Source organism: Herbaspirillum sp. RV1423, from assembly GCF_000577615.1.
Taxonomy (GTDB): Bacteria; Pseudomonadota; Gammaproteobacteria; order Burkholderiales; family Burkholderiaceae_D; genus Herbaspirillum.
Map to the genome: position 1 here is coordinate 23206 of NZ_CBXX010000045.1, position 20479 is coordinate 43684.

The 20479-nt window shown below is 50.3% G+C and carries 21 protein-coding genes and 1 pseudogene; 10 read left to right on the forward strand and 12 right to left on the reverse strand.

Annotated elements, in window-relative coordinates:
- Window positions 1-397 precede the first annotated feature (397 nt).
- Window positions 398-658, reverse strand: coding sequence for a hypothetical protein (locus RV1423_RS25360; protein WP_051516948.1), 261 nt, complete (start codon window positions 656-658; stop codon window positions 398-400).
- Between the two features lie 408 nt (window positions 659-1066).
- Here RV1423_RS25360 and RV1423_RS25365 point away from each other — a divergent pair, with 408 nt between their 5' ends.
- The 5 genes from RV1423_RS25365 to mobF are packed head-to-tail and all read left to right on the forward strand — an operon-like array spanning window position 1067 to window position 7741.
- Window positions 1067-1441 carry a hypothetical protein gene (locus RV1423_RS25365; protein WP_034303066.1) on the forward strand — a complete coding sequence of 125 codons (375 nt, stop codon included), beginning with the start codon at window positions 1067-1069 and terminating at the stop codon, window positions 1439-1441.
- Window positions 1442-1451: 10 nt separating this feature from the next.
- The gene (locus RV1423_RS25370; protein ID WP_034303068.1) at window positions 1452-1817 is read left to right on the forward strand and encodes a hypothetical protein; all 366 of its coding nucleotides are present in this window, start codon (window positions 1452-1454) and stop codon (window positions 1815-1817) included.
- Window positions 1818-1828: 11 nt separating this feature from the next.
- Complete coding sequence (locus RV1423_RS25375; RefSeq protein WP_155835284.1) at window positions 1829-3862, forward strand: type IV secretion system DNA-binding domain-containing protein; 2034 nt, start codon at window positions 1829-1831, stop codon at window positions 3860-3862.
- A 1-nt stretch (window position 3863) separates the two neighbouring features.
- Window positions 3864-4358 carry a hypothetical protein gene (locus RV1423_RS25380; protein ID WP_034303070.1) on the forward strand — a complete coding sequence of 165 codons (495 nt, stop codon included), beginning with the start codon at window positions 3864-3866 and terminating at the stop codon, window positions 4356-4358.
- Window positions 4355-7741, forward strand: a complete 3387-nt coding sequence (mobF, locus tag RV1423_RS25385; protein ID WP_034303072.1) for a MobF family relaxase — start codon at window positions 4355-4357, stop codon at window positions 7739-7741. Before RV1423_RS25380 ends, mobF begins: the two co-directional genes overlap by 4 nt.
- Before the next feature lie 60 nt (window positions 7742-7801).
- On the opposite strand, the gene RV1423_RS25390 is transcribed toward mobF, so the two are convergent.
- From RV1423_RS25390 to RV1423_RS25425, 10 genes are all read right to left on the reverse strand, one after another.
- Entirely contained in the window at window positions 7802-8131 is a 330-nt protein-coding gene (locus tag RV1423_RS25390; protein WP_034303074.1) for an FxLYD domain-containing protein, read from the reverse strand.
- 68 nt (window positions 8132-8199) lie between these two features.
- Complete coding sequence (locus tag RV1423_RS25395) at window positions 8200-8526, reverse strand: hypothetical protein (RefSeq protein ID WP_155835285.1); 327 nt, start codon at window positions 8524-8526, stop codon at window positions 8200-8202.
- 50 nt (window positions 8527-8576) lie between these two features.
- Complete coding sequence (locus tag RV1423_RS25400; protein ID WP_034303078.1) at window positions 8577-9785, reverse strand: DUF1173 domain-containing protein; 1209 nt, start codon at window positions 9783-9785, stop codon at window positions 8577-8579.
- Between the two features lie 7 nt (window positions 9786-9792).
- Window positions 9793-9936, reverse strand: coding sequence for a hypothetical protein (locus RV1423_RS30150; protein ID WP_155835286.1), 144 nt, complete (start codon window positions 9934-9936; stop codon window positions 9793-9795).
- A 50-nt stretch (window positions 9937-9986) separates the two neighbouring features.
- A complete protein-coding gene (locus RV1423_RS25405) occupies window positions 9987-10370 on the reverse strand; it encodes a hypothetical protein (RefSeq protein ID WP_155835287.1) in 384 nt (127 codons plus the stop codon).
- A 64-nt stretch (window positions 10371-10434) separates the two neighbouring features.
- A complete protein-coding gene (locus RV1423_RS25410; protein ID WP_034303084.1) occupies window positions 10435-11304 on the reverse strand; it encodes a hypothetical protein in 870 nt (289 codons plus the stop codon).
- A gap of 16 nt (window positions 11305-11320) precedes the next feature.
- A complete protein-coding gene (traN, locus tag RV1423_RS25415; protein WP_081769006.1) occupies window positions 11321-12763 on the reverse strand; it encodes a conjugal transfer protein TraN in 1443 nt (480 codons plus the stop codon).
- A 7-nt stretch (window positions 12764-12770) separates the two neighbouring features.
- On the reverse strand, window positions 12771-14081 hold the full coding sequence (locus RV1423_RS30155; protein WP_155835288.1) for a hypothetical protein: 1311 nt from the start codon (window positions 14079-14081) through the stop codon (window positions 12771-12773).
- A gap of 14 nt (window positions 14082-14095) precedes the next feature.
- Window positions 14096-14614 carry a hypothetical protein gene (locus RV1423_RS25420; protein WP_034303086.1) on the reverse strand — a complete coding sequence of 173 codons (519 nt, stop codon included), beginning with the start codon at window positions 14612-14614 and terminating at the stop codon, window positions 14096-14098.
- Entirely contained in the window at window positions 14611-15858 is a 1248-nt protein-coding gene (locus RV1423_RS25425) for a sel1 repeat family protein (RefSeq protein ID WP_034303088.1), read from the reverse strand. Before RV1423_RS25425 ends, RV1423_RS25420 begins: the two co-directional genes overlap by 4 nt.
- A 162-nt stretch (window positions 15859-16020) precedes the next feature.
- On the opposite strand from RV1423_RS25425, the gene RV1423_RS28750 reads away from it, so the two are divergent.
- The 3 genes from RV1423_RS28750 (at window position 16021) to RV1423_RS25440 (ending at window position 18776) form a co-directional block, all read left to right on the forward strand.
- Window positions 16021-17520 (forward strand): GspE/PulE family protein, encoded by a 1500-nt coding sequence (locus RV1423_RS28750; protein WP_051516952.1) that lies wholly within the window; start codon window positions 16021-16023, stop codon window positions 17518-17520.
- On the forward strand, window positions 17517-18152 hold the full coding sequence (locus RV1423_RS30695) for a thiol-disulfide isomerase (RefSeq protein WP_051516953.1): 636 nt from the start codon (window positions 17517-17519) through the stop codon (window positions 18150-18152). The genes RV1423_RS28750 and RV1423_RS30695 overlap by 4 nt, the downstream gene beginning before the upstream one ends.
- A gap of 255 nt (window positions 18153-18407) precedes the next feature.
- On the forward strand, window positions 18408-18776 hold the full coding sequence (locus RV1423_RS25440) for a hypothetical protein (protein ID WP_034303090.1): 369 nt from the start codon (window positions 18408-18410) through the stop codon (window positions 18774-18776).
- A 122-nt stretch (window positions 18777-18898) separates the two neighbouring features.
- Here RV1423_RS25440 and RV1423_RS25445 read toward each other — a convergent pair whose 3' ends face one another.
- Entirely contained in the window at window positions 18899-19609 is a 711-nt protein-coding gene (locus RV1423_RS25445; RefSeq protein ID WP_051516954.1) for an SOS response-associated peptidase, read from the reverse strand.
- A gap of 101 nt (window positions 19610-19710) precedes the next feature.
- Here RV1423_RS25445 and RV1423_RS25450 point away from each other — a divergent pair, with 101 nt between their 5' ends.
- Together RV1423_RS25450 and RV1423_RS29410 are read left to right on the forward strand one after the other, a co-directional pair.
- Window positions 19711-20169 carry a LexA family transcriptional regulator gene (locus RV1423_RS25450; protein ID WP_081769007.1) on the forward strand — a complete coding sequence of 153 codons (459 nt, stop codon included), beginning with the start codon at window positions 19711-19713 and terminating at the stop codon, window positions 20167-20169.
- A gap of 1 nt (window position 20170) precedes the next feature.
- Window positions 20171-20335, forward strand: a pseudogene (locus RV1423_RS29410) (SOS mutagenesis and repair protein); the annotation flags it as partial.
- Between the last annotated feature and the right edge of the window lie 144 nt (window positions 20336-20479).

Sequence of the window (20479 nt, forward strand, 5' to 3'; positions counted from 1 at the left end):
GAATACGCTTTACCCACAAATCCACAAGCCCACGTGCCTTATCGGTTACCCACAAAAAGTCTTTTGTGGATAACCGGGCACGTTCCCCGGCTCTTGCGACTCTTGCGGTCGCGGCCGGGGACAAGGGGCATGTGGATGTGTGGATAAAGCTCGGAGATGGTCGAAAGGTAGGAGAAACCAAAAAACCAGAAAAAACAGCTGTACCTGCACGTCCGTGATACCCACAAATCCACAAGCCCACGTGCCTTATCGGTTACCCACAAAAAGTCTTTTGTGGATAACCGGGCACGTTCCCCGGCTCTTGCGACTCTTACGGTCGCGGCCGGGGACAAGGGGCATGTGGATTTGTGGATATCACTACATTAATCGCGACATGCTTCTTTCCTAATCCCTGCTGTTATGCACCAACACCTAAAACCTTCTTAATTTGCAGCATGTTTGCTTTCCAAACATCTGCAGGTACATCCAACAATCCTTCCGATTGGAAAAGCGCGGCAATGACTTTTCCGTTCTTTTCCCGTTCCTTCTTTACCATCTCATCCTTCTTACGTTGCAGCACCTTCAGCTGAGCATCAAGCTCCGCCATCTTTTCATCGATCGTCTTGCTGCGTTTCTTCGGTGCAGCATCCGCTACGTTCGCTTGCGCTTCACTTGCCATGTTTCATTTCCTTCGCATTTAGATAATAAGTTGTTTCGGGGTAATTCCCACGTTTCGAATTCTATCTCTAATGATCGAGAAACGCATCCCGAAAAAAAACCGAAATGCTCCAGTGTGTCGCCGGTCGTCTGCGACGCCCATCAACACAAAAACTAAACTTCGTGGGAGTCCCCACACCCCCTTAAATCTGCACACATTACGCACGCGGACGTGTCCTATGCAAATCGGCCTGAAAGCCTTTTACTAGCAAGGTTTACTTCGTGGGACAGAAATGAAAAAGGTGTATGCGAAAAGTACTCCAAGTTTCAAATAGTTGAGTATTTATCAACGATTGCGCTGTGGGACAACGACACACAATGAATTTCCACAAGGGAAAGTGTATTAAAATTCGAATACAAAGGAGTGAAAATGGCAAAAAAGCGATTTGACGTCAGATTGGATCTCGAAGACATCGAGGAACTGAAGAAACAAGCGGACAAGTTAGACATAACACCTTCAACGCTTGCGCGAATTTTTATAAAAAATGGGCTTACCGAGTACAGCCCTGAAAAGTTACGGCTCATGGATTCAGTTGACGCCATATCGGCAGCTACCGGTTCAATCGCCGAGATGCTTTTGGCGAATCTTTTCCTCGCTTCACGTGTGCAGGTTATGAACCTGCCGAAACTGGATGGAGAGTCGCAAGAGGCGTATATGGTGCGGCTGGGTAGCGAATCGATGCGGCTTATTAAAGTCGCCATGGGAAATACGAAAGCAATTCAAAAAAGTCTTGAAGGTAAGTGAGGGGAAAACTATGTTCGATGCGATACCTGATTTTGCTTCAATCAACAAAATAAGCGATCTACGCCAGGGAACCTATAGCAAGGTTTGTTCTGAATATCAAAATGCTGGTGGCACCGCCGCCATCTTAATAAACGAATATCGATACGAATTTGAAGAGGCACCATGTGTCATCGATTTAATCGTTATCGACAACATGGAATTTGTCCGAGCAGCTGATTTTATTCAAATTCAAAGCGGACAATGGCGGACATCAACAGGGCAAGTCGGTCCGACATTAGCGGACGTTTTGCCTCCTGAATTGGAGACTTTCCGTTTGGTAGAAGAAACGAAAAGCGGAGATGTATATGTTGGTGACGGACGTTTTTACATCCTTTAAGCGAGTGTAAAGTGGAAAAGAATTCAGCGGCTACAGATGCCGGAGTTGGCCAAGCGAGTTTTATAACTCGCGTAAAGTTGACCGTTCAGGCTGTGCGAAGATCAGTTCAGTTCGGCCTCATTCCAGGATTACTACTACCGTTTATCTTTTGGTTCTCTTGGAGTTCTGTGCAAAGCGTAGACGTAACCAAAAACATCATCATGTCCAAATTCATGTCCGAAGGATCACATCGAAGATGGTTCATCCGTGACGTAGATAGGCAATCCAAAGTGGTGACTGTCAAGCGACCAGATGGTGTACTTGTGCAAAATTTGTCCGCTGCAGAATTCGAAACCTTGTTCAAAGATGACCGCCAAGGTTTTGACAATCTGATACTCAGCTTCTGGCTGGCCCTGCTTTTTGGGGGTATCGGCTATGCTTCAGTTTGGCAATATTTTGTAAAGATCGGGCGTCATCAAAAAGCCAATAAGCGTATCCAAGGTGCGCTTGAAAAAGTCGATGCAAAAACCCTAGACAAACTTGTGAAAGCGACGGGACCGACCGACTACCAAATAGTAAGCGTCGCAATTCCCAAGGATGCACCAATGCGCGGCATGCTCTTCAACGGCGCCCAAGGATCGGGTAAGTCGCTTGCTATGCATGATCTGATCCAGCAGGTTCTTGCAAGGAAACGTAAGTCAATTATCTATGACAGTACCGGGGGCTACTATCGAAGCTATTTCCGAGAAGGAATTGACGTTTTCTTCAATCCGGCCCTGTTAGGATCGATCCCCATCAGCCTCTTTGTTGAACTTAAATATAGCTATAACGCAAATACACTTTCAGAGGCATTTTTGCCGCCCAGACCTCCAGGGCATGCTGCTGGTAATAACAAGTTCTTTGAAGACGCGGCAAGAGCAGTTTTTACCGTCATCGTGCGAAGGCTGGCCGAAAAGGGATCGATAGATACGCGTGATATTGCACGTGCTTTCCTTGAAATGCCCGCAGAAGAAATGGCAATTCTTGTCAAAAACTCCGTTGCGAGCTCCACGATTGGTGGGGATTCTAAACAGCAACGGCAAGGGGTTCTCAGTTCCATATCAATGTATCTGGATGGTATTGCAGCGGTCAATCCAGGGGCATGGTCGATAAGTGAGTGGTTGGCTCGTGATGATGACAGTTGCCTTTACCTAGTAGGAACAAAAGACACGCGGGCAATGTTTGCCCCAATGTACAGATTGATTCTGCAAATGGCATTTGACTCAATCGCAGCGAAACAAGAAGAAGTCTTTTTTGATCGCTTTTGGTTCTTCTTCGACGAGATACCAACACTTGGCGATATCCAGGTTGATAAGGTTTTGGCCGAGTTGCGCAAATACGGTGTCTGCGTAGCTGCAGGAACTCAAAGCGATAAACAACTGACTGCTGAAGTTGGTCAAGACAGAGCTGAAACCATCATGAATTGCTTCAACACCACTCTGCAATTAGCGATTAACGATCCTGATTCTCAGGAGCGAGCTGCGCGCCGAATAGGACAAATGGAGATGGAAGTTGTATCTCAAAATCAGGCTCTGGCAGTTGTTGAGCAACGTGATGGTGCTGGTCTTGTTATTAACGAGAACGACAGAAAATGGATTGTTATGCCATCGACACTTGGCACACTGAACCCTTGTGTGGGATATATCAAAGTACCAGGTCATTTTCCTGTTGCGGAAGTTGATTTTTCAAGCTGGTTACCAAATGGAAAACAAGCTAGTCGTCTCGCAAGCTTTGCACCAAAGATCGATTTGCCTCCGCGTGACAATCGATTTGCTATTTCTCGGCGCCAGCTGCAGGCGGGCGAGACTGCTTTTGATGGAGTAATCGTAGAAGCGCAAGAAATTCGCGATGCTGCGGCCAAAGAAACAGAACAACGCAAACAGGTTCAGCCTGATGGCCCAGGGAATCAAAATCCTGAAAATCCGGTAACTGCAATCACTATGGGCTTTGCGCCTGCCACGGATTCTGGAAGCGACGGCCCAGCTCCAGAACAGGGTAAGCAGGGCGACCTGAATATGGGATTCTGATATGAGCAACGATTCTTTATGCCTTAAGGGCTTGTGGCAGTTTATTGGCTTCCTGCTGTTTCTCGGAATTCTGGTCATGGTCCTTTACCGGCGCGAACTTCTTGATGCCGTGCAAACCGGGATCGATCCTTTCAATAAGAAAGAGCCGCCGGCGGTTCTGCGCGAAGGAGACTTAGCGCGAATTACTGGCTATGAACTTCGCCCCTACCGGAATGACGCCGCTATGATCCGCGTCGATCAATTCGCGATGGCGCCACGACCAAATGGAACTAGCCAGCTGACGTTCACCATGACGAATGCCGGCGGTGTCAATGCCTATCCCTATTTGAAAGTAACTTGGAATCGCGACGGTCTACCTAGCCGGGCGGAGACATTCGCGCCGAAGGATTACCATCCATCCGGCCGCTTCACATCGATGACAGTAAAGCTGCCGACCGGACCTGGCGCCGGCGAATCTGGCGTGACCGTTGAACCGTTCTACGGAGATGACAATTGATTAGCTCTGCCACGATTTCTAGCAGCGGTGACGCTGCAAAATACCATGACGCAGCGCTGGCAAAAGACGGCAATACTCCTGCGCGTGAAGCTGACAACTACTATGCCAATGACCAGGCGGTAGCCACTTGGCAAGGAGCCGGCGCCGAGCTGCTGGGAATCAAGGGCGAGAAAGTCACTAAAGAAGCATTTGTTGAACATCTGGAAGGGCGTCTGCTGAATCCAGACAATGGGCAAACGCAAGATCTATCGAAGAACAGCAAAGGGGGCGATCGCCGCTTGGGTTATGACTTCACCGTTTCGGCGCCGAAGTCAGTTTCGGTGATGGGCCTGGTTGGTGGAGACAGGCGCGTAGTAGACGCCCACATCGAGGCCAATGCACGTGCACTGGCTTGGATTGAACGTCATGCGTCTCAAGTCCGCATCAAGGACAGCGATGGTAACAACGTCATTAAGCATACGAATAATTTGCTCTATGCCACGGTTCAGCACGAAACCAGCCGTCAAAACGATCCCCAGCTGCATAACCACAATGTCATTGTGTCTGCCACCTACGACACCGAGGCGAAGAAATGGCGGAGCTTGACGAATGATGAGCTGTTTAAGATACGTGCGTCAGCTGACACAATTTATAAAAACGAACTGTCGATGCTGTTGCATGAGGCGGGCTATCAGATTGTCCGAAACGAGAATGGCGTGGACTTTGAGATCGCCGGCATATCTGGAGAGCAGCTGAGCGAATTCAGCCAGCGCACCAAGCAAATGAATGAGGCGATCGCCGCGCACGGGGGCAACCCGGAGCACGCATCCTATTTTGAGCGGCAAACAGCAGTGCTGGATAGTCGGGCAGCTAAGAGCGATATCGGTAAGGATATTCTTTGGCAACAATGGCGCGATCGAGCAGCTGATATGGGACTAGGTGTTGATCGCATTGTCAATTCGGCCATTGATCGCGCAAAATCAAGAGATGAACAGGGGTACGATCCTTCCAGGGCGAGATCCGCGGCTGCAAATGCCGCGCTGAACCGGGCTATCGAGCACTTGTCGGAGCGCGAACAGACTTTCAAGCTGTCAGAGCTGGAAAAGCAAGCCGTGTTTTTCACCATCGGTGACGCCAGCATTACCGACATCCAGGCGGCCATCTCGGAGCGCTTCAAGGACCGTAGCTTGGTGGAGCGAGAGAACCGACCAGGTGAAGACGCAAGGTTGGTTACGACCGCTGCGGCCGTTTCCCATGAACTGACTCTTAAAGACGCCATCGAGCAAGGCCATAACAAGGGCGTGAAAGTACTCATTGAGCAACAGGATTTCGACCGGGCATTGCAAAAGTTTGAAGAGCGCAAGAGCGCGGAGACAAATACCACCTGGCGCCTGAGTTATGAGCAGCGTATCGCAGCACAGAATCTTCTAATGCATGCGGACAAGTACCAGGGCGTGCAAGGCGATGCCGGCACCGGCAAGACTGCAGCACTAGAGTTCGTGCACGAGGTCGCGGCGGAAAAAGGCTGGGAAATTGTAGGTATCGCGACCACGACTACTGCAGCGCGAAACCTGGAGAAAGATACTGGCATCCCTAGCCAAACTGTAGCAGCGTTCATGCTTCACAATGATCAACAGGCAGAGATGCTGAAAAGTGATCTTGATAAGCTGGCCATACAAATCGCGCACGAAAAAGACAATTCCCCGGCCATCAAACTTGTTCAGCGCCTGGACCTTAACTTAAAGGGTGATCTGGGCGGCTTCGGAACTGCCCGATATGTCTTCGACGAGAAAACCGGACAGGTGCATAAATCGCCGGCGTCGCCACACAACGTTTTGAACCGTCTTGGCCACCATCTGACCGATAGCAGCATCGAGCGGCACGAGGCCGCGAAAGTGGCATGGAGATCCGCGGAGCGTTTTCAGGACCGGTTTAAAGCTGGTGCGATCCAGGTAAGAGCAAATTTAGAAACGAGACTCGGCGCCAGCCTTGCCAGCTACAGTATTGTAGGTAGCGACGAAAAAAATAAGGTCATTGACGAGCGGGATAAAAAAGGCCTGCGCAACTTCAATGAGCTGCAGCAGCAGTTCGCAGCGAAGCAGGCCCAGTTGAGCAACCTGCAAACCACCGGCCACGTCGAGGGCCGGCAATACCTGCTGGTCATGGACGAAAGTTCTTTGACCGGCACGAAAGACACGGCGCGACTGACTGAGCTGGCCAGGGATATTGGCGCGCGCGTTGTACTCCAGGGCGACATCAAGCAGCATGGCTCTGTCGCAGCTGGCCGCGCCTTTGCCCAGGCACAGCAAGCAGGAATTAATCTGTCCAAGATCGAAGAGACGCGCCGCTTCGATAATGCGGCACCTGAGCAAAAGTTGGCAATTCATGCGATGAAAAAAGGTTGGTATGCAGAAGCAATCGACGTGCTGCCAATCTCGGAAGTCGAAGAAAAAGACCTGGCCGTGACGGCCGCAGAGCGATATCTTGCCAATACAGAAGAGCTAGAAAAGCGCGGTGTGGAGTCTCCTAAAGTCGGTATCGTTGCGATTACGAATGCCGATCGCAAAGAGATTAATAGCGCGGTACGGGATGGGCTGAAAGAAGCAGGCAGGATCTCCAGTGTCGAGTATACAAAGCAACACCTGGACGACCCAAAACTGACTGCTGCGCAGAAGAAGTATGCTGCCTCGCTTCGCCAGAACAAAGTAAATCGCGTGATCGCGATGAAGCCATATCGATCGCTAGGCGTCCAATCTGAAGACGTTCTCAAGATCCTTTCAATGGATGCAAAGAACAACAAAATTACCATTGAACGTGAAGATGGCAAGCAGTTCACCATCTCACCAGAGAAGTTCAAAAAACTGGACTATGCCCGGCTGGAACAGCGCAGCTATTCAGTCGGCGATCGCGTCGAGGCTCGCGCCAATCACGGTAAAGAAAAAGATCCCAATCGCGTTGTGAATGGAGAGCGAGGAACGATTATTGCCATCGACAACGAGAAGACGACGATCAAATGGGATGGAGAAAAACCACGAGAACTTCCCTTTAGCAACAAGCAGATGGCGACCGTCGATCTGGCCTATGCGCGAACAACTTACAAGGAACAGGGGGTAACGAACCACCGCGAGATTATCGCTGTAAGCGAAATCGGCGCCCACTGGTTCAATCGAGAAGCAGCATACGTGGCTGCGTCGCGTGCCAAGGACAACACGGAAATCGTGACTAGCGACAGAAAGGAAATGCTGAAGAACGCCGGCAAGGAGACGACAAAGACAACGGCGATCGATATCAAGCGGGAGGAAGAAAGCAAGAAGACAAACCAGGAGCAATCGGTTGCACGTCAAATTCAAATCGTCCCAGATCGCGAAAAAGATATTTCGCAAGAACAATCACTCTCGATGTAACGATCTGTAGTCGATTGGTTGAGAACGTGGGTGAAACCATATTCTCAACCGCTATTCATTTCAGTAAGCGGTAATACGGGCGAGCTTGGCATGATCGAACGGCTGAACCGTCAGCGCCTGGAATTTCCATGCACCACCTGCGGCCAAATTTTGCGTAACGGCTGACGCATTGCCGACTTGCGCATTTTGGGCGTCAAACAAATTGAATTCCAGAATTACCGTCTTCAAGTCGCCGGGCGTCACATTGGTTGCTGTTCCCACCAGATAGCGGGCTTGTGGCGCTGGGCCCGGAGCAACGCCCATATCTCTCACGCTAACTTTGTCCGATTGCTGGGCATAGGCGGCGATTGCCAAAAGCATTCCAGCAGCAAGCAAGCTAATTTTTTTCATTTAGTTTCCTTAAAGTAAGTGTTCGAAGATTTTAGCAGTGTGGGAACAAAATGACATTGGGAACCTGGTCATTTTTGTTTGAATGATTCATCGGCAATTTTGGCGAGAAAACGGGACATCATTTCTTCGGTCGGCGTGTACCCAAGATGAACGCTGGCGCCGCGAGGGTCGATATAGCATGTACGGCCATCCGTGAAGTAAAGCATGTAGCCGTGGACGCTGATAAACAGCCTAGTGCGAAGCTTTTCTAAAAGTACCGCAGTGGAAGGCAAGAGGACGCCGGCGGCGGTTCGTCTTGCTGCTAAATCAGCAGCGATAGTTTGGATTTGAACGTCGAGAGCGCCTACCAGGTCATCAAGCGCATTTTGCCCCGTCTCATCGCTAGGACGGGGCAAGAGGGATGCCAAGCTCTTGAGAGCGGCTATTTTCAGCGCCTGTGTCAAAATTACTGGCGCGAAGGCGGAGGCAGTTCGGGAATTTCGGCTTCGCCAACTTTCCAAAGCCAATGTGAGGAATTGTTTTCCGAGATGATTTTTTCCTGCTCCTTCACATATTCCTCGGATGCATCAGCTGGTTGAATAAACGCTGCTACTGCAGGATCTGTGTCTATCAGTGTGACGCACGCCAGCGGCTTCGAAGCAGGCAGGTTGTAGCGCAACCCTTTTTCAAAGCTGCGACGGGAGTCACACAGCTTCGATACTAGGGCAAAATCAGCGGCGCTATCGACCGGTATCCACGATGGATGAGTAACCATCAACGCGATTTCTTCTATCGAGGGGAGATTTGTTGGCCCGACGCTGAATGTTGCGATTGCCATCAAGTGAACTTTTTTTTCTGTATCGGCGTTCCAAATATCGATTTCACGTGCGAAGCGTTTGTTCATTCGGCGGTGAATGTCCTCATTCATCATGAACACACAATCAGCTTGCTTAAACTGGATCTGAAAGCCATACCTGGCTGTCCCGAACGATTTGATTTCCGCAATAGCGATCATCAAGCGCCGCACTCCTTTAACCGCGGAGGAGGCCTTTACGAATGTTCCTAAGCGACGGTTCGCAATCTCCTCTTTTCTTTCGACGGTCCATGGTTCAGGAATAAACAAATATTCCAGAACATTTTTACCCTTTGAAATCTTGTTGCCGGCTGCAAGAAGAAGCTTGTCGCGAATGACTGGCCAAGTAAGGCGTATTGGCATGTCTGGTTGCCAGCGGTGAAGTCCCGATTCTTTCCAGATGTAATGGAGCATGCCGCGCATGGTGAGCTTGCTTCCATCCGTCTTCACGCTATCAGATTCGCCTTCAGAGGATGGGGGAGCTTTCCCATCCCCATTTTTGGATAGCGAAAACGCCAGCTTCAACGTGGTAGTCCCCATCTTTGGATCATCGACGATGGCGGTTCCCATCACTTCACCAAGCCCGGAGTGCGACGGTGGCGGCTCATACGAAACGCAGCCTGGCCAGTGTTCGCTACCAGTGTTTGGCATACGCTTTATCGAATATCTTTCGCCAATTTTGGCGACATACATTTCGATACCTTTTCCCCGACAGCTGCACAGTGGGCGTTGCTTGTTGTCGTAGGCATAGGCGAGCGCTCTTTGAAGCCGAACATCGTCGGCATCAGTTACTTCGTGGCCAGAGATTCTGTAGGTGGGCATGTGATGTTTAATGGTGATTAAACGCGGACAGGAAAAGGCATACCAGCAGCACTCCAATTGCCAGGTAGTGCAAGAACGAGAGCTTCTGTGCTGCCTTTTGAACCGTGCTTGGCTTTTGAGGGGGTGATTCTTTTTTTTCTTCGTTTTCCATTGGCTGTTCCATGCAGATAGGAAAATGGGACATTCGCCCCTGGTTGAAAATTAGAGCTTGAGTTTCGTGCGGATTACTTCGCAAGCCTTGGCCTGCTTAGCGAACGCCAGCAATTGCGACTCTTGCTCATTGATCTTTGTTTGTAAATCGGATTTGGAGTTGCCGATACTTGCGGCATTCATCTCGGCCTCTTTCAGTTTCCCTTCCAGGTCTTTCTTAACTTGCGTCAAACGTGCGACTTCCTGATTAGCATTCTTGAGATTGACCTGAGCAACGTTCTTGGCGCCGATCTGCTGGATAAACGAGTTCACTGCCCATCCACCACCCGCAATGAGCACGATCAGCAACGCGATAACTGAAACACGGATTTTGAGTGACCGCATACGCGCGGCACGGGCTTGTTTTTGAACTTCGTCTGGTTCGTTGAATTGCATGGTTGGCTTCATCCTGAGTTGATTTGGAATGGTGGTGCGGAAATTTCGCATGCGAAATTTTGATTTAATCGTCAGCAACGCATTCTTTGGCCGCAACGCATGCGTCCCACAATGCTTGGCGATCCGCCAGATCTTTTGCTTGGGCTGTCTTGATGGCGTCAAGAGACGAGTCTGCCCCGCTCACTGAAACGATAGCTTTGGCCAATGCGCGGTCTTCTGACTCGGCTGTTTTTTCACCGCGATAGGCAATGATGATTTGCCCAATGTGGACCTGATCTGCTGTAACGCGGCGAATATCGATTGACTGGTAGGCTGTATAGTCAAACGGCACTGATGGTTGCGGCACTAAAACTTTCCTTGCTTGCATAGTTAGGCTAAACACATCCTGCATCGGCCCTTGTGCAGCTTGAATGCCCAGACTTCCGAGTTCCTTGACCCCGATTCCCAGCGTTAATGCGCTTAGCGCAGTACCCAACCATTGCTGATGACGAGTGCTGTTGGTGAGTCGTGCCGGATTGCCAGCTTTTTTCACAATTGCGCCATAGATTTCGTCTTGAGCCTTGTTGAACCCGGTCATATCTTGGGCACTCATCGAAACCGGCTTCGCTACGGCCAGGACAATGCTTCGGAAACCTCCAACCTCGAAACCAAATGGCTTCGCCATTTCGCTCACTTGCTTGGCCAGCGCATCATCATCACCTGACCGCTTCACTCCGTTTTCGGTAACAACGCCGTATCGGATTTGATTTCGCTTGAAGTTGGTAATCACATAGTCATTCCAGTATTCATTCGGCGACCAAACATCGATCGGGCGAATAACGATCACGTGAGCGTCGTCTGTATCAAACTGAACCGGCTCAGCGTGAGCAGTCTGAATTGCACCGGCGGACACCAGGAACGTTGCGGCCGCGATAGCAGAGTTGATGATTTTCATGATTTTTCCTTTTTGATTATTTTGATGCGCCAGGGTACGCAGTGCCGTACGCTGAAGATTGGCTACTTCCAGCTTTCGTGTTTGACATCACCGGTTGATAAGAGGATGAGATATTTTGAGACGATGGGAGACCTTTCATGGCTTGCTCTTGCATGATCGCCGCGAACTCTGAAAGATCAATTTTAGTGAAGTCAAGTTTTCCCACCTGATCGACGGTCAGGCCTGTGCACGTGGAGAAGTCCAAGCCTAATTGTGCCTTCCCTTGCTGATTGATAATGCGTGCCAACACCGAATTGAACGAACAATATGTATCCGTGTACTCCAGACAAGCGCCTAATACTCGCTTACTGCAATCCGTTGAAACATACACGCTCAGATTAGAACCCTTGTGCAAGGCAAGCATCTGTTCGTTTTGAGTGCAACTCATCAAAGACATGATGTATTGAATAGCGATTTGTGCAGCAAGCATGTAGGGATTGAATGATATAAATCCACTACTTACTCCATCCGCGCCGGCGGCGCCAGACCACAATTCTGTTGTTCCGGCAATCGGGCTAGATGCCGCAAATGACCCGGTACCAAACGTGAATCCATATGCACCCATGGACATCCCGTTGCCGGCAAAATTTGTTGCTAAGCTGGTCGGATCTCCGTTTGCTCCGATGTTCTGAACAATGGAGCTGGAAGCGCCCATCATGCTAGTTTGCATACCCGAATCAAAAACGGTTCCGGAAAACATCGCGTCGAACACGTAGGGCGAAACAGTGTCAACGGCCTTCTGCCCCGCATATTTGACCGCCGAATATGCCGCGGTGACGCCGAGTGACGCCACTACGTCGTTGTTCGACTGGCCACCAGGTTCCGCCTTGCAGCAGTTTTTGATGCCGCCATATCCTTTGGCGCAGGTTTCCTTTATCCCACTAAATATCTCGGTGTACACCGACATTTCACGAGAGATTTCCATTGCCAATGCAGCCTTAACGAAATTTGCATTCGGATTGTCAGGTGTGGGTAATGTTGCGACCATCCCCGATGTGCATTGAAGCTCCTGCTTCGTAATTGCGTCTTTCGTTTGGCATTGGTACGTGTAGTTCCAAGAATCGCATGCGCCCGTTACTGGATCATTATCTGAACATTTCGTTATCAGAATTGCGCATTTAGGGTTGTTCTCGTATGGGCCACATGTATTGGTCGGCGTGTTGCTCTTGCATGCGTATTCATATGAGTACTTCCAGCAGGTTTGTGGAATGTTGACTGCGTTTGCTTTTGAAACGCCACTCAAACAAACTTGAACGCCGGATGGATGTGTTTTGCAAGGCGTAGAGTCAATACATGTTTCTGAATACGGGACCGGCGTGCACGCTCCCGGAGCGTAGGTCTGGCCATAGGCGTTCGTAGCCATCACGAACAGTAAGATTGCAAATCCTTTGAGGATCTTATTTATATGGACTCGTGTCATGACCGGCCTATTTTTCGTATTCCGTGCAATTGTCAATCCACGTAGGCGTCCCAACAATGGTGCTGGCGTCCGGATTTAAAAAATTGATTGTGGTGGCAGCATCTATAAAATCATACGAGTAAAAGACTGGTGTCGGTTTCGCCCCGGTTGGGTGCTGCCCGGTGCTATCCACACATATACCTCCGCGATACGACATTGGGAGCGTTGAAGGGTCGATGTAATTGCCGTTGCTATCCAAAAAAACTACGCTGCTAGTATCCTGAAGGTATGAACCTCCAGCACAGCTGTACTCAAATACGGCAACACGTCCAAGTCGAAACGAGACGTTGCAATTTGTCTGGACGGTTGCATCGCAAGTTTGGTTTACAGTTGCTTCCAGCAGCCAATCTCCGGATCTATCCCCTACACAATTCCCGAATTCGTTCAATACTTGTACCCCAGCTTTCGTCAGATCGACTGATCCTGAATATCCTCGGAAACCACAGTCGCCACCATGTGCCCAAAGATAGGCTTGGATCTGATTAGCGTTTCCACCAGCAGAGCACACGAGCGTGGCAGTATCGACGTCGTGACCACAGTCATAGCCGCAGCCCCAAAGGATGTTGCCGTTCACGCATGCCGTTGCTCCTTTTACGACTGACATCGAGCTTATATCCAACGTGTGATTACAACTTGGATTGTCAACGTTCGATGTTTTGACGCAGGTATTCGTCGTGTACTGAGCGGGATCAGTTGTTACCGTTTTCTCTGTGCAATTTTGCGGACCGTTGTTCGCGTTGTCCTGAGCATCTTTAATAGGCCCAAAAATCGGATCATCCGGTGTGACAGTGTTGCCATAGTCGAATTGCGATTGACCAGCACCAAATGTTCCTTGGCAGTTCGCAAGTGAGCCTTGGCTTGCGCCTGATGCTCCCAGGATCTTGTTTTGCCCGCTGGTAGGAGTTAAACAATGTGCGGACATGAAATTGATGGCGGCGCAGCGTTGATCCGTGACGGGATCTCCAGTTGGGACGTAGTTAACGCAGTCATCTTGCGCTTTTACTCCTAAAGCAGACAAGCCACCCATGATGTTCGAACCTGACAGGCTTGAGCTGGTGGTTGGAGATGAAAATTGACCCATCCCACTTGGGGTGGCGGTCGGAACCTTCGTGCTTGACCAGGTTGAGGAATTCACAGCGCTTGGATTAACTATCTGCCCATTAGAACTTGGCTGCAGTGTTTTCGCATACTCCAAAGAGTCGTTGAGCATCTGCTGATTTTGAGCTTGTGACCAGGTGCAGAACAGCATCAGCGCGGACAGTAACCATTTGTTCTTCATTTATTTCTTTCCTGTTATTTCGTCGGAGCGGCTGGTTTCGCGGCGTGCATACGTTTCGAGACTTCTTCCATCGACAAACTGCCGCCCTTAATCGCGCTGGCAATAGCTGCTGCAACTTCTGGCGTATCCACACTATTCTTACCGTTTGCACAGGTAGCGTTGAAAGGCACTAGCTTGTTCGGTTCATCGGGACAAATGCGGTTTGGCGGGTATCCGTTCTCGCAGATATTCATCTGGCCACCACTTTGTGACCAAAATGTGTTCGTTGATTTTTGGTAGAGGCCGAAGCCGATCCGGCCGCAGGACGGCTGCTGATCAAACTGAGAGATACGGAAGGACAGAACCGTGATCGCCGCCGCACTTCCAGTCCGGGCCTGCATCGCAGCAGCGGCTTCCTGGAACTGCTGTTGTGCTGGAATCGGTCCTTCAGCACGTCCCTGCTTCAACGCTTGTACGAACGTGAGTTGATCTACTGTCTGAGCGAAGGATGAGCCTGCGAGGCACGTAAGAATTGCAAAGATAATTGTTTTCATTGTTGTTTGTGCTCGATCAAAGGGAGGAATTGGCCCGTCTCGGTCATGGGGAACGGTAGGTAGGGAACGCTCCACGAGTAGTGGAATTGATTTCTTTGTCGTTCTGACTGGATAGAACGAATCTCTACGTCGACATAATTTGCTATGTCCTGTGACATCCGCCCGTTGCCGTCGCTGGTGCCGGACTTGTTCAGGCATTGCGTAGCAGCTGCCTTTGCTGATTGGGTATCGGTATTCAGGCGATACCGATCCATCAACTCATAGCGGCATTTCAATTGTGGGTCGATCTTTGTCATCGAGTCAGCAATACGACGCATCATGGGAAATGCATCGTCGGCCCCAGTGCCCAGGGTTTCTTTCAATGTGCGAATTCGCTCTAGCGGCAACATCCGCTCTTCGTAGATCGCCATAGGGAGTTTGGCAAGCGTTGAGGTGCAGCCAGTTGCATATCGCAGCGACTCATTTTTATTCCCACTGCGATAGTTGATAAATGCACCAAGGCCGCAGATGCGGCCCGAAGTATCTTGCGCCATCATGTAGGCGCGGCGAATTGCATCGTCCGCCGTACTTGTGTCTTGAACTCCGCCTTTACCGTAATACAAATAGTTTGCGACGTTATACAGAGCAGGCTGATAGCCCGTCGCCGCGGCTGATTGATATAGGTTTAATGCGCGGGCGCCGTCTTTCTTCGCGCCGAACAGGCCGTATTCAAATATGAATCCCACAAAATTCACCGCTTCAGGAAATCCAGCACTGCTGTATTGCTTGATCTTGAGGAGCAATTCCCGGCGCTTATCACCCGACGCTTGAGGAATGGCTCGGATGACGGTGATTACATCTTGGCCGCGAGGCGATGTCGTGAAGTAAGGGCTTTTAGGGCCGCGATAGAGCGCATCAGCAATCTTGGGCAATGCTGCCTTAGCCTTTGCGACCATGCTTTCATCGGTGGCCTCAATGGCGCCTTTGTGCGCCCTGTTTAGTCGCTCTGACATCGCGGTTACGGCCGGAGAATCCGCAATATGCAGGCTTTCCGCGATCTGCGAAGTTTGGATATTCCCAATGACAGCCTCGGCTTGCCCGCGAACGCCTTCCTGCAGTTTCTGGAAATTCAACGATTTCGTCTCATTCAGGGAGTCGCTGACGCCCTTTTGCCAGGCGTCGTTCGACTCCTGGTTGCCGTCAGCTGCTGCGTAGGCTGAACCAGTAATCGAGAGAATGACCGCACAAAGAAATGAATATTTCAATTTAAATTTAAATACGTGATTTCACATCGTTAAATTTTAATTATAATAACCAAAAATGTAAATTTTTAATTGCTCGATTGCCCCTGTAAGCCACGTTTTGCCCTATTAATCCGACTTGGCATTGCGCTGAATAAGGGATCGTGCTCACCTAAAAGGCCGTCAATGCAATCTTTTGTGCTCCCCACGTATTCGGAAATCTTCGAAGAATTCAGTCAGGATCAACAGCAGCAGCTGATGACTCTTTCCTCTGGCCCAGACGGAGAGATCGATAGATTCATCCTCCGCTTGTTCACCTATGCGTCGATCAACGGCTGCTCGGATGTGACCGTGCATCTCAAGGAAAGCGAGCTGAATCCTAAAGTGCGGGTCAACATCCGCACAAAGCATGGATTCCACAATTTCCTATACGCCGGCGGTGGAAGAACCAAACATTTCAAAACAAAAATGCTAGGGTTGATCAATGCAGCCCAAGGGGGGGCAACGAGTGTCACGATCAAGGGCCGTTTTGAAATGGAGTTCCCGCGAGATTGGGCGATAGAGCAAGGGCTGAAACCTCATGAAGATGAGGAGACTTACTACATCAACGTGCGGGTAATGTTCACCAAGACCTATGACGGCGTTTCGTTCGTCTGCCGGATCATTGATGATCAAGGCGCTCCGACGCTGGATCAGGTCGGCATGCCGAATGCGGCTCTCGCTTTGACAAAGGAGATTATTTCCCGACCATCTGGCCTCGTAATTTGCACAGGGCCAACCGGAAGCGGAAAATCAACACTTCTTCACGCAATGATTCTCCTGCTTAATGACGGCACCAAGGCAATATCAACCGGCGAATCGCCAGTCGAATTTCGGCTGCGCGGTCTGGGTCAAATTATTCAGCATGAAGTATTCGGCGAGATGACCTGGGAACGCGTGATGGAAGCTTTTATGCGCCAGCATCCCGATATCGTTGTTTGCGCTGAAATCCTTGACCATAAAATCGCGACGGCATGCATGCAATTGGCGCAGACTGGCCACATTGTGTTCGCCACCATTCATACTGAAGATGCACCTTCAGCAGCTGCCCGTTTGATAGGCATGTATCCGCAGGATCAGCGCGACTGGGCATCTTCTACATTAGCTGCGACACTCAGATTGGTATTGGCGCCCCGACTTATTACCGCCCGTCCTGCAGGCGAGGCGCCCGGTCAGCGCCCACTCTCGTTTGTTGAACGCCAATGGTACGCAAAGAATGGACTTGTCGTGCCTGAAACCGTTCCCAAATACGACGCCGAACCGCGCGGGAAATTTGCGTTGATCGAGGCAATGGAAGTCAATTACGAGATTGCTCAAATCATCAACGATGGCGCGGCTCCTGATGCGGTTTACCGTTCTGCAATCAAGCAACCACAGTATGAGACTCTGGCGATGATGGCGGCGAGATCCGTTGAAGAAGCGCGCTGCAGCTTAACGGACTGCACCACATCCGTCCCGGTGAACTTTACTGCTGCCGAAACGCCCAGTGTCCGGACCCAATTAGCCAAGAAGTATGACCTGAGCTATTCGCAAGTGAATGCCGCCATCGATAAACACTTTGTCGAGCTGCACGCTGAACAAGATATCGCTGAACTAAGCATTGAGGGAATGATTTTGAAAGAATATCCGATGGAAAAAGCAGCATGAAACGGCGAATTGTACTTTCCGCGATGCTATTAGGTGGTTCGCTGGCCAGGTCTGTTTTGGCCGAAGAGAAATTGCCGTTGGAGCAAATGAAGCCGTATCTCCAAGTAAAAACAGTCGTCGGCGATGAATTCGTCGTGCGCGCATTTTTTTCCCCCACATGCAATTTTTCTAAACAGTATTTTCCCTTTTTTAAGAACCTGTCCCGAACCCTTCCCCCAGGCGAGACGTTTGAGTTCACCCCGCTTGTCAACAAGTTGGATGGATACCCCTACTCTTTCGCTTTCTTTGCTGTTCAACGTTATTACCCGAAGTATTTGCCCAACTTTATCGAGGCGTCATTTACGGGTGTTCAAGAGCTGGGGCTGTCCCCGAAAAATTGGGCGGCAATCGAACGTATCTCGCAGGCAGCGCAGATCCCCGTCTCGGTGCCGAGGCTGATCAAAGAGCACTACAAAGAGCTTCAGGGAGATGTTGACGCCGCCATAGCGCGACAAGCCAAGCTGAAAATCACTAACACGCCAACGATCGCCGTTGCCGGCACCTACACGGTTACGCCGGAATTCACGGGGGGAGATGCTGACCAGTTCAGCACCTTGGTAAACGGCGTGATATCCATGGCGACTTTGCGTTAAACGAGTTCGCATCACCCTTCAACCGCAGGACAATTCTTTAACTTGCGCTAAACAATACGGCGAAAGGGGGATATGTGCGCATCTTGAGGCGGTTTTGCTCCTACCCAATGGGAATAGTCTCGTTTTCTGATCCAATTTTCGGCCCTATGACATAAAATCAGAGGCAAAAAAGCCATAAGACTAAGAAAATTATCGTCTTGTAAACCGGAATGCAATTATCATTCCATACTTTACTGTATGTGACCTGTTTGCCCTATGTTGAGCGAGAATCAAAGAGAACAAATTCTGAAGCTCCTAAAATTTGGCTTCAACGACCCAATGATCGCAACGATGATCGATGGCGTAACACCTATTGACGTCTATAACTACCGACATGCCAATGGCATAACCAGTAAAGACGTGCTGGAAAACCGATACAACACCTGGGCGAAACTGGTAGATAACGGTGTCTCAATCAATAGGATTGCGGAGCTATATCACGTGAAAGTGACTACCTTAAAGGGAGCGATCTGGAAGACCAGGAGCATTTCTTTCGTGGAGGTGAAGGCGAAGCAGCAGCAGAATGGCATGAAGATGTGGACTCAGGGAAAAGACGGATTGCCGGACTTCGACAAGCTGGTTTAACTTTTCCTCGACATTGGAAAGCCGCGAAGAAGATCGCGGCTTTTTTTATGGGTATTAAATTTCGCATGCGAAAAATGTCAGCAGGCAGTCAGCCGCGCCCACAGGACTCACCCCATTTTGATTTATGAGTCCGTCGCGACCTCGCCTAGCACTATCTGGCCGGTCGGCTCCAGCAGCTCCGGCCCGTCATGTGCGTGGCCGCCAACGTCCTTCGATACCTCGCTCCATTGAAAATACTCCGGGCCGAGGGCAGCGCTGCGAATTAGTTCTTCTGCCTGCTGGTATGAGAACGACGTATCAAGCCAGGTCATAGCATCTTCAGCTGTCAGCGCAACTGGGCGGCGATCATGAACGTCAACCATGCCTCCTGCTGAATCGTCGGTCACAATCAGAAGGCCGGTGTCATCGTCGATCGCCACGTCGTCGCCCTGGTTGGTCAGCGCCGCAAAAAACAACGGCTTTTTGTCCTTCGCCTGAATGAGCCATGGCTGCCGGTCTCCTTTTGGGCCCGTCCATTCATACCATCCATCTGCAGGAACAACAACGCGGCCATTCTTCATCATGGACCTGTAATAAGGTGTCAGCAGCTTATCCCGCCGCGCATTGATGGCCGGGCGCAGATTCTTTTCTTTCGCCCAATGCGATAAATAGCGCCACGGTAGCGCTTCAGCAACCAGCTTGCCATCGACCAGCCGAAAGACAATGCGCAGCGTGTGCGGCGCGGCGTTGAAGCTCTTCCGGTATTTTTCCGGCACTATGGTTTGCTCAAGCTTGAATTCCATCGCTTCAGCGTACTCGTCCTCATCTTCGATCTGGATAATCCGTCCGCACATGGGGCTAATCTCCTATGGTGTAGCTGGCTTCCTCGCTGAAATACGAGGCGCATTTCTGAAATAGCATATACTGGATATAAACACAGTGTTACTAATTTGCCATGCACCATCACATCTTAACCCTATCCGCCACCGATAAGCCCCTGCCGGCAGCGCTGCTGTGCGAAATTGTGGCCTTGCCGATATTCCTTCAGACGATATCGGCAGGCTTCCCAAGTCCGGCGACCGACTATGCCCAGGAGACGCTGGACCTCAACGAGCTGCTGGTAGAGCACAAAGCAGCCTCGTTCTTCTTCACGGTCAAAGGCCAGAGCATGATCGGCGCCCAGATTGACGATGGCGATCGCGTGCTAGTCGATCGATCCATTGAGCCGAGATCCGGTCACATTGTCGTGGCCATCGTAAATAGTGAATACACCATCAAGCGGCTATACAAAAAAGGCGACGTTACCGAATTGCGGCCCGAGAACTCGGAATATCCGCCTATTCGACTGAAGGAAGGTGAGACGCTGGAGGTGTGGGGCGTGGTGTCCGCCGTCATCCGAAAGTTGAAGGTGTGACGTGACAGTTCCTGCGCGTCAAAAATTTGCCTTGGTAGACGTGAATGCGATGTATGTCAGCTGCGATCGTGCCTTTGATCCGCGCCTGCGCAATCGGCCAGTAGTGACGCTATCGAATAACGATGGCTGCGTTGTTGCTCGCAGCAATGAGGCGAAGGCGCTAGGCAAGAATTATGTGGACTTTATTTGTTCACGACAAAGCAAAAAAGCAAATAGCAACCGGAAATATTAAGACTTTCACTTCGACATTGTTTATGAACAATTCTGAATAACAAAGGCCACCTAAGCAGCCAAAATTGCTCATTTTTTC

Coding starts and splice junctions, on each gene's coding strand:
- RV1423_RS25400 (WP_034303078.1), bottom strand. CDS start 9,785: ATGCCCACCTACAGAATCTCTGGCCACGAAGTAACTGATGCCGACGAT.
- RV1423_RS30150 (WP_155835286.1), bottom strand. CDS start 9,936: ATGGAAAACGAAGAAAAAAAAGAATCACCCCCTCAAAAGCCAAGCACG.
- RV1423_RS25450 (WP_081769007.1), top strand. CDS start 19,711: ATGCACCATCACATCTTAACCCTATCCGCCACCGATAAGCCCCTGCCG.
- RV1423_RS25410 (WP_034303084.1), bottom strand. CDS start 11,304: ATGAAAATCATCAACTCTGCTATCGCGGCCGCAACGTTCCTGGTGTCC.
- RV1423_RS25370 (WP_034303068.1), top strand. CDS start 1,452: ATGTTCGATGCGATACCTGATTTTGCTTCAATCAACAAAATAAGCGAT.
- RV1423_RS25390 (WP_034303074.1), bottom strand. CDS start 8,131: ATGAAAAAAATTAGCTTGCTTGCTGCTGGAATGCTTTTGGCAATCGCC.
- RV1423_RS25420 (WP_034303086.1), bottom strand. CDS start 14,614: ATGAAAACAATTATCTTTGCAATTCTTACGTGCCTCGCAGGCTCATCC.
- RV1423_RS25380 (WP_034303070.1), top strand. CDS start 3,864: ATGAGCAACGATTCTTTATGCCTTAAGGGCTTGTGGCAGTTTATTGGC.
- RV1423_RS25405 (WP_155835287.1), bottom strand. CDS start 10,370: ATGCAATTCAACGAACCAGACGAAGTTCAAAAACAAGCCCGTGCCGCG.
- RV1423_RS25365 (WP_034303066.1), top strand. CDS start 1,067: ATGGCAAAAAAGCGATTTGACGTCAGATTGGATCTCGAAGACATCGAG.
- RV1423_RS28750 (WP_051516952.1), top strand. CDS start 16,021: ATGCAATCTTTTGTGCTCCCCACGTATTCGGAAATCTTCGAAGAATTC.
- RV1423_RS25445 (WP_051516954.1), bottom strand. CDS start 19,609: ATGTGCGGACGGATTATCCAGATCGAAGATGAGGACGAGTACGCTGAA.
- RV1423_RS30695 (WP_051516953.1), top strand. CDS start 17,517: ATGAAACGGCGAATTGTACTTTCCGCGATGCTATTAGGTGGTTCGCTG.
- traN (WP_081769006.1), bottom strand. CDS start 12,763: ATGACACGAGTCCATATAAATAAGATCCTCAAAGGATTTGCAATCTTA.
- RV1423_RS25440 (WP_034303090.1), top strand. CDS start 18,408: ATGTTGAGCGAGAATCAAAGAGAACAAATTCTGAAGCTCCTAAAATTT.
- RV1423_RS25360 (WP_051516948.1), bottom strand. CDS start 658: ATGGCAAGTGAAGCGCAAGCGAACGTAGCGGATGCTGCACCGAAGAAA.
- RV1423_RS30155 (WP_155835288.1), bottom strand. CDS start 14,081: ATGAAGAACAAATGGTTACTGTCCGCGCTGATGCTGTTCTGCACCTGG.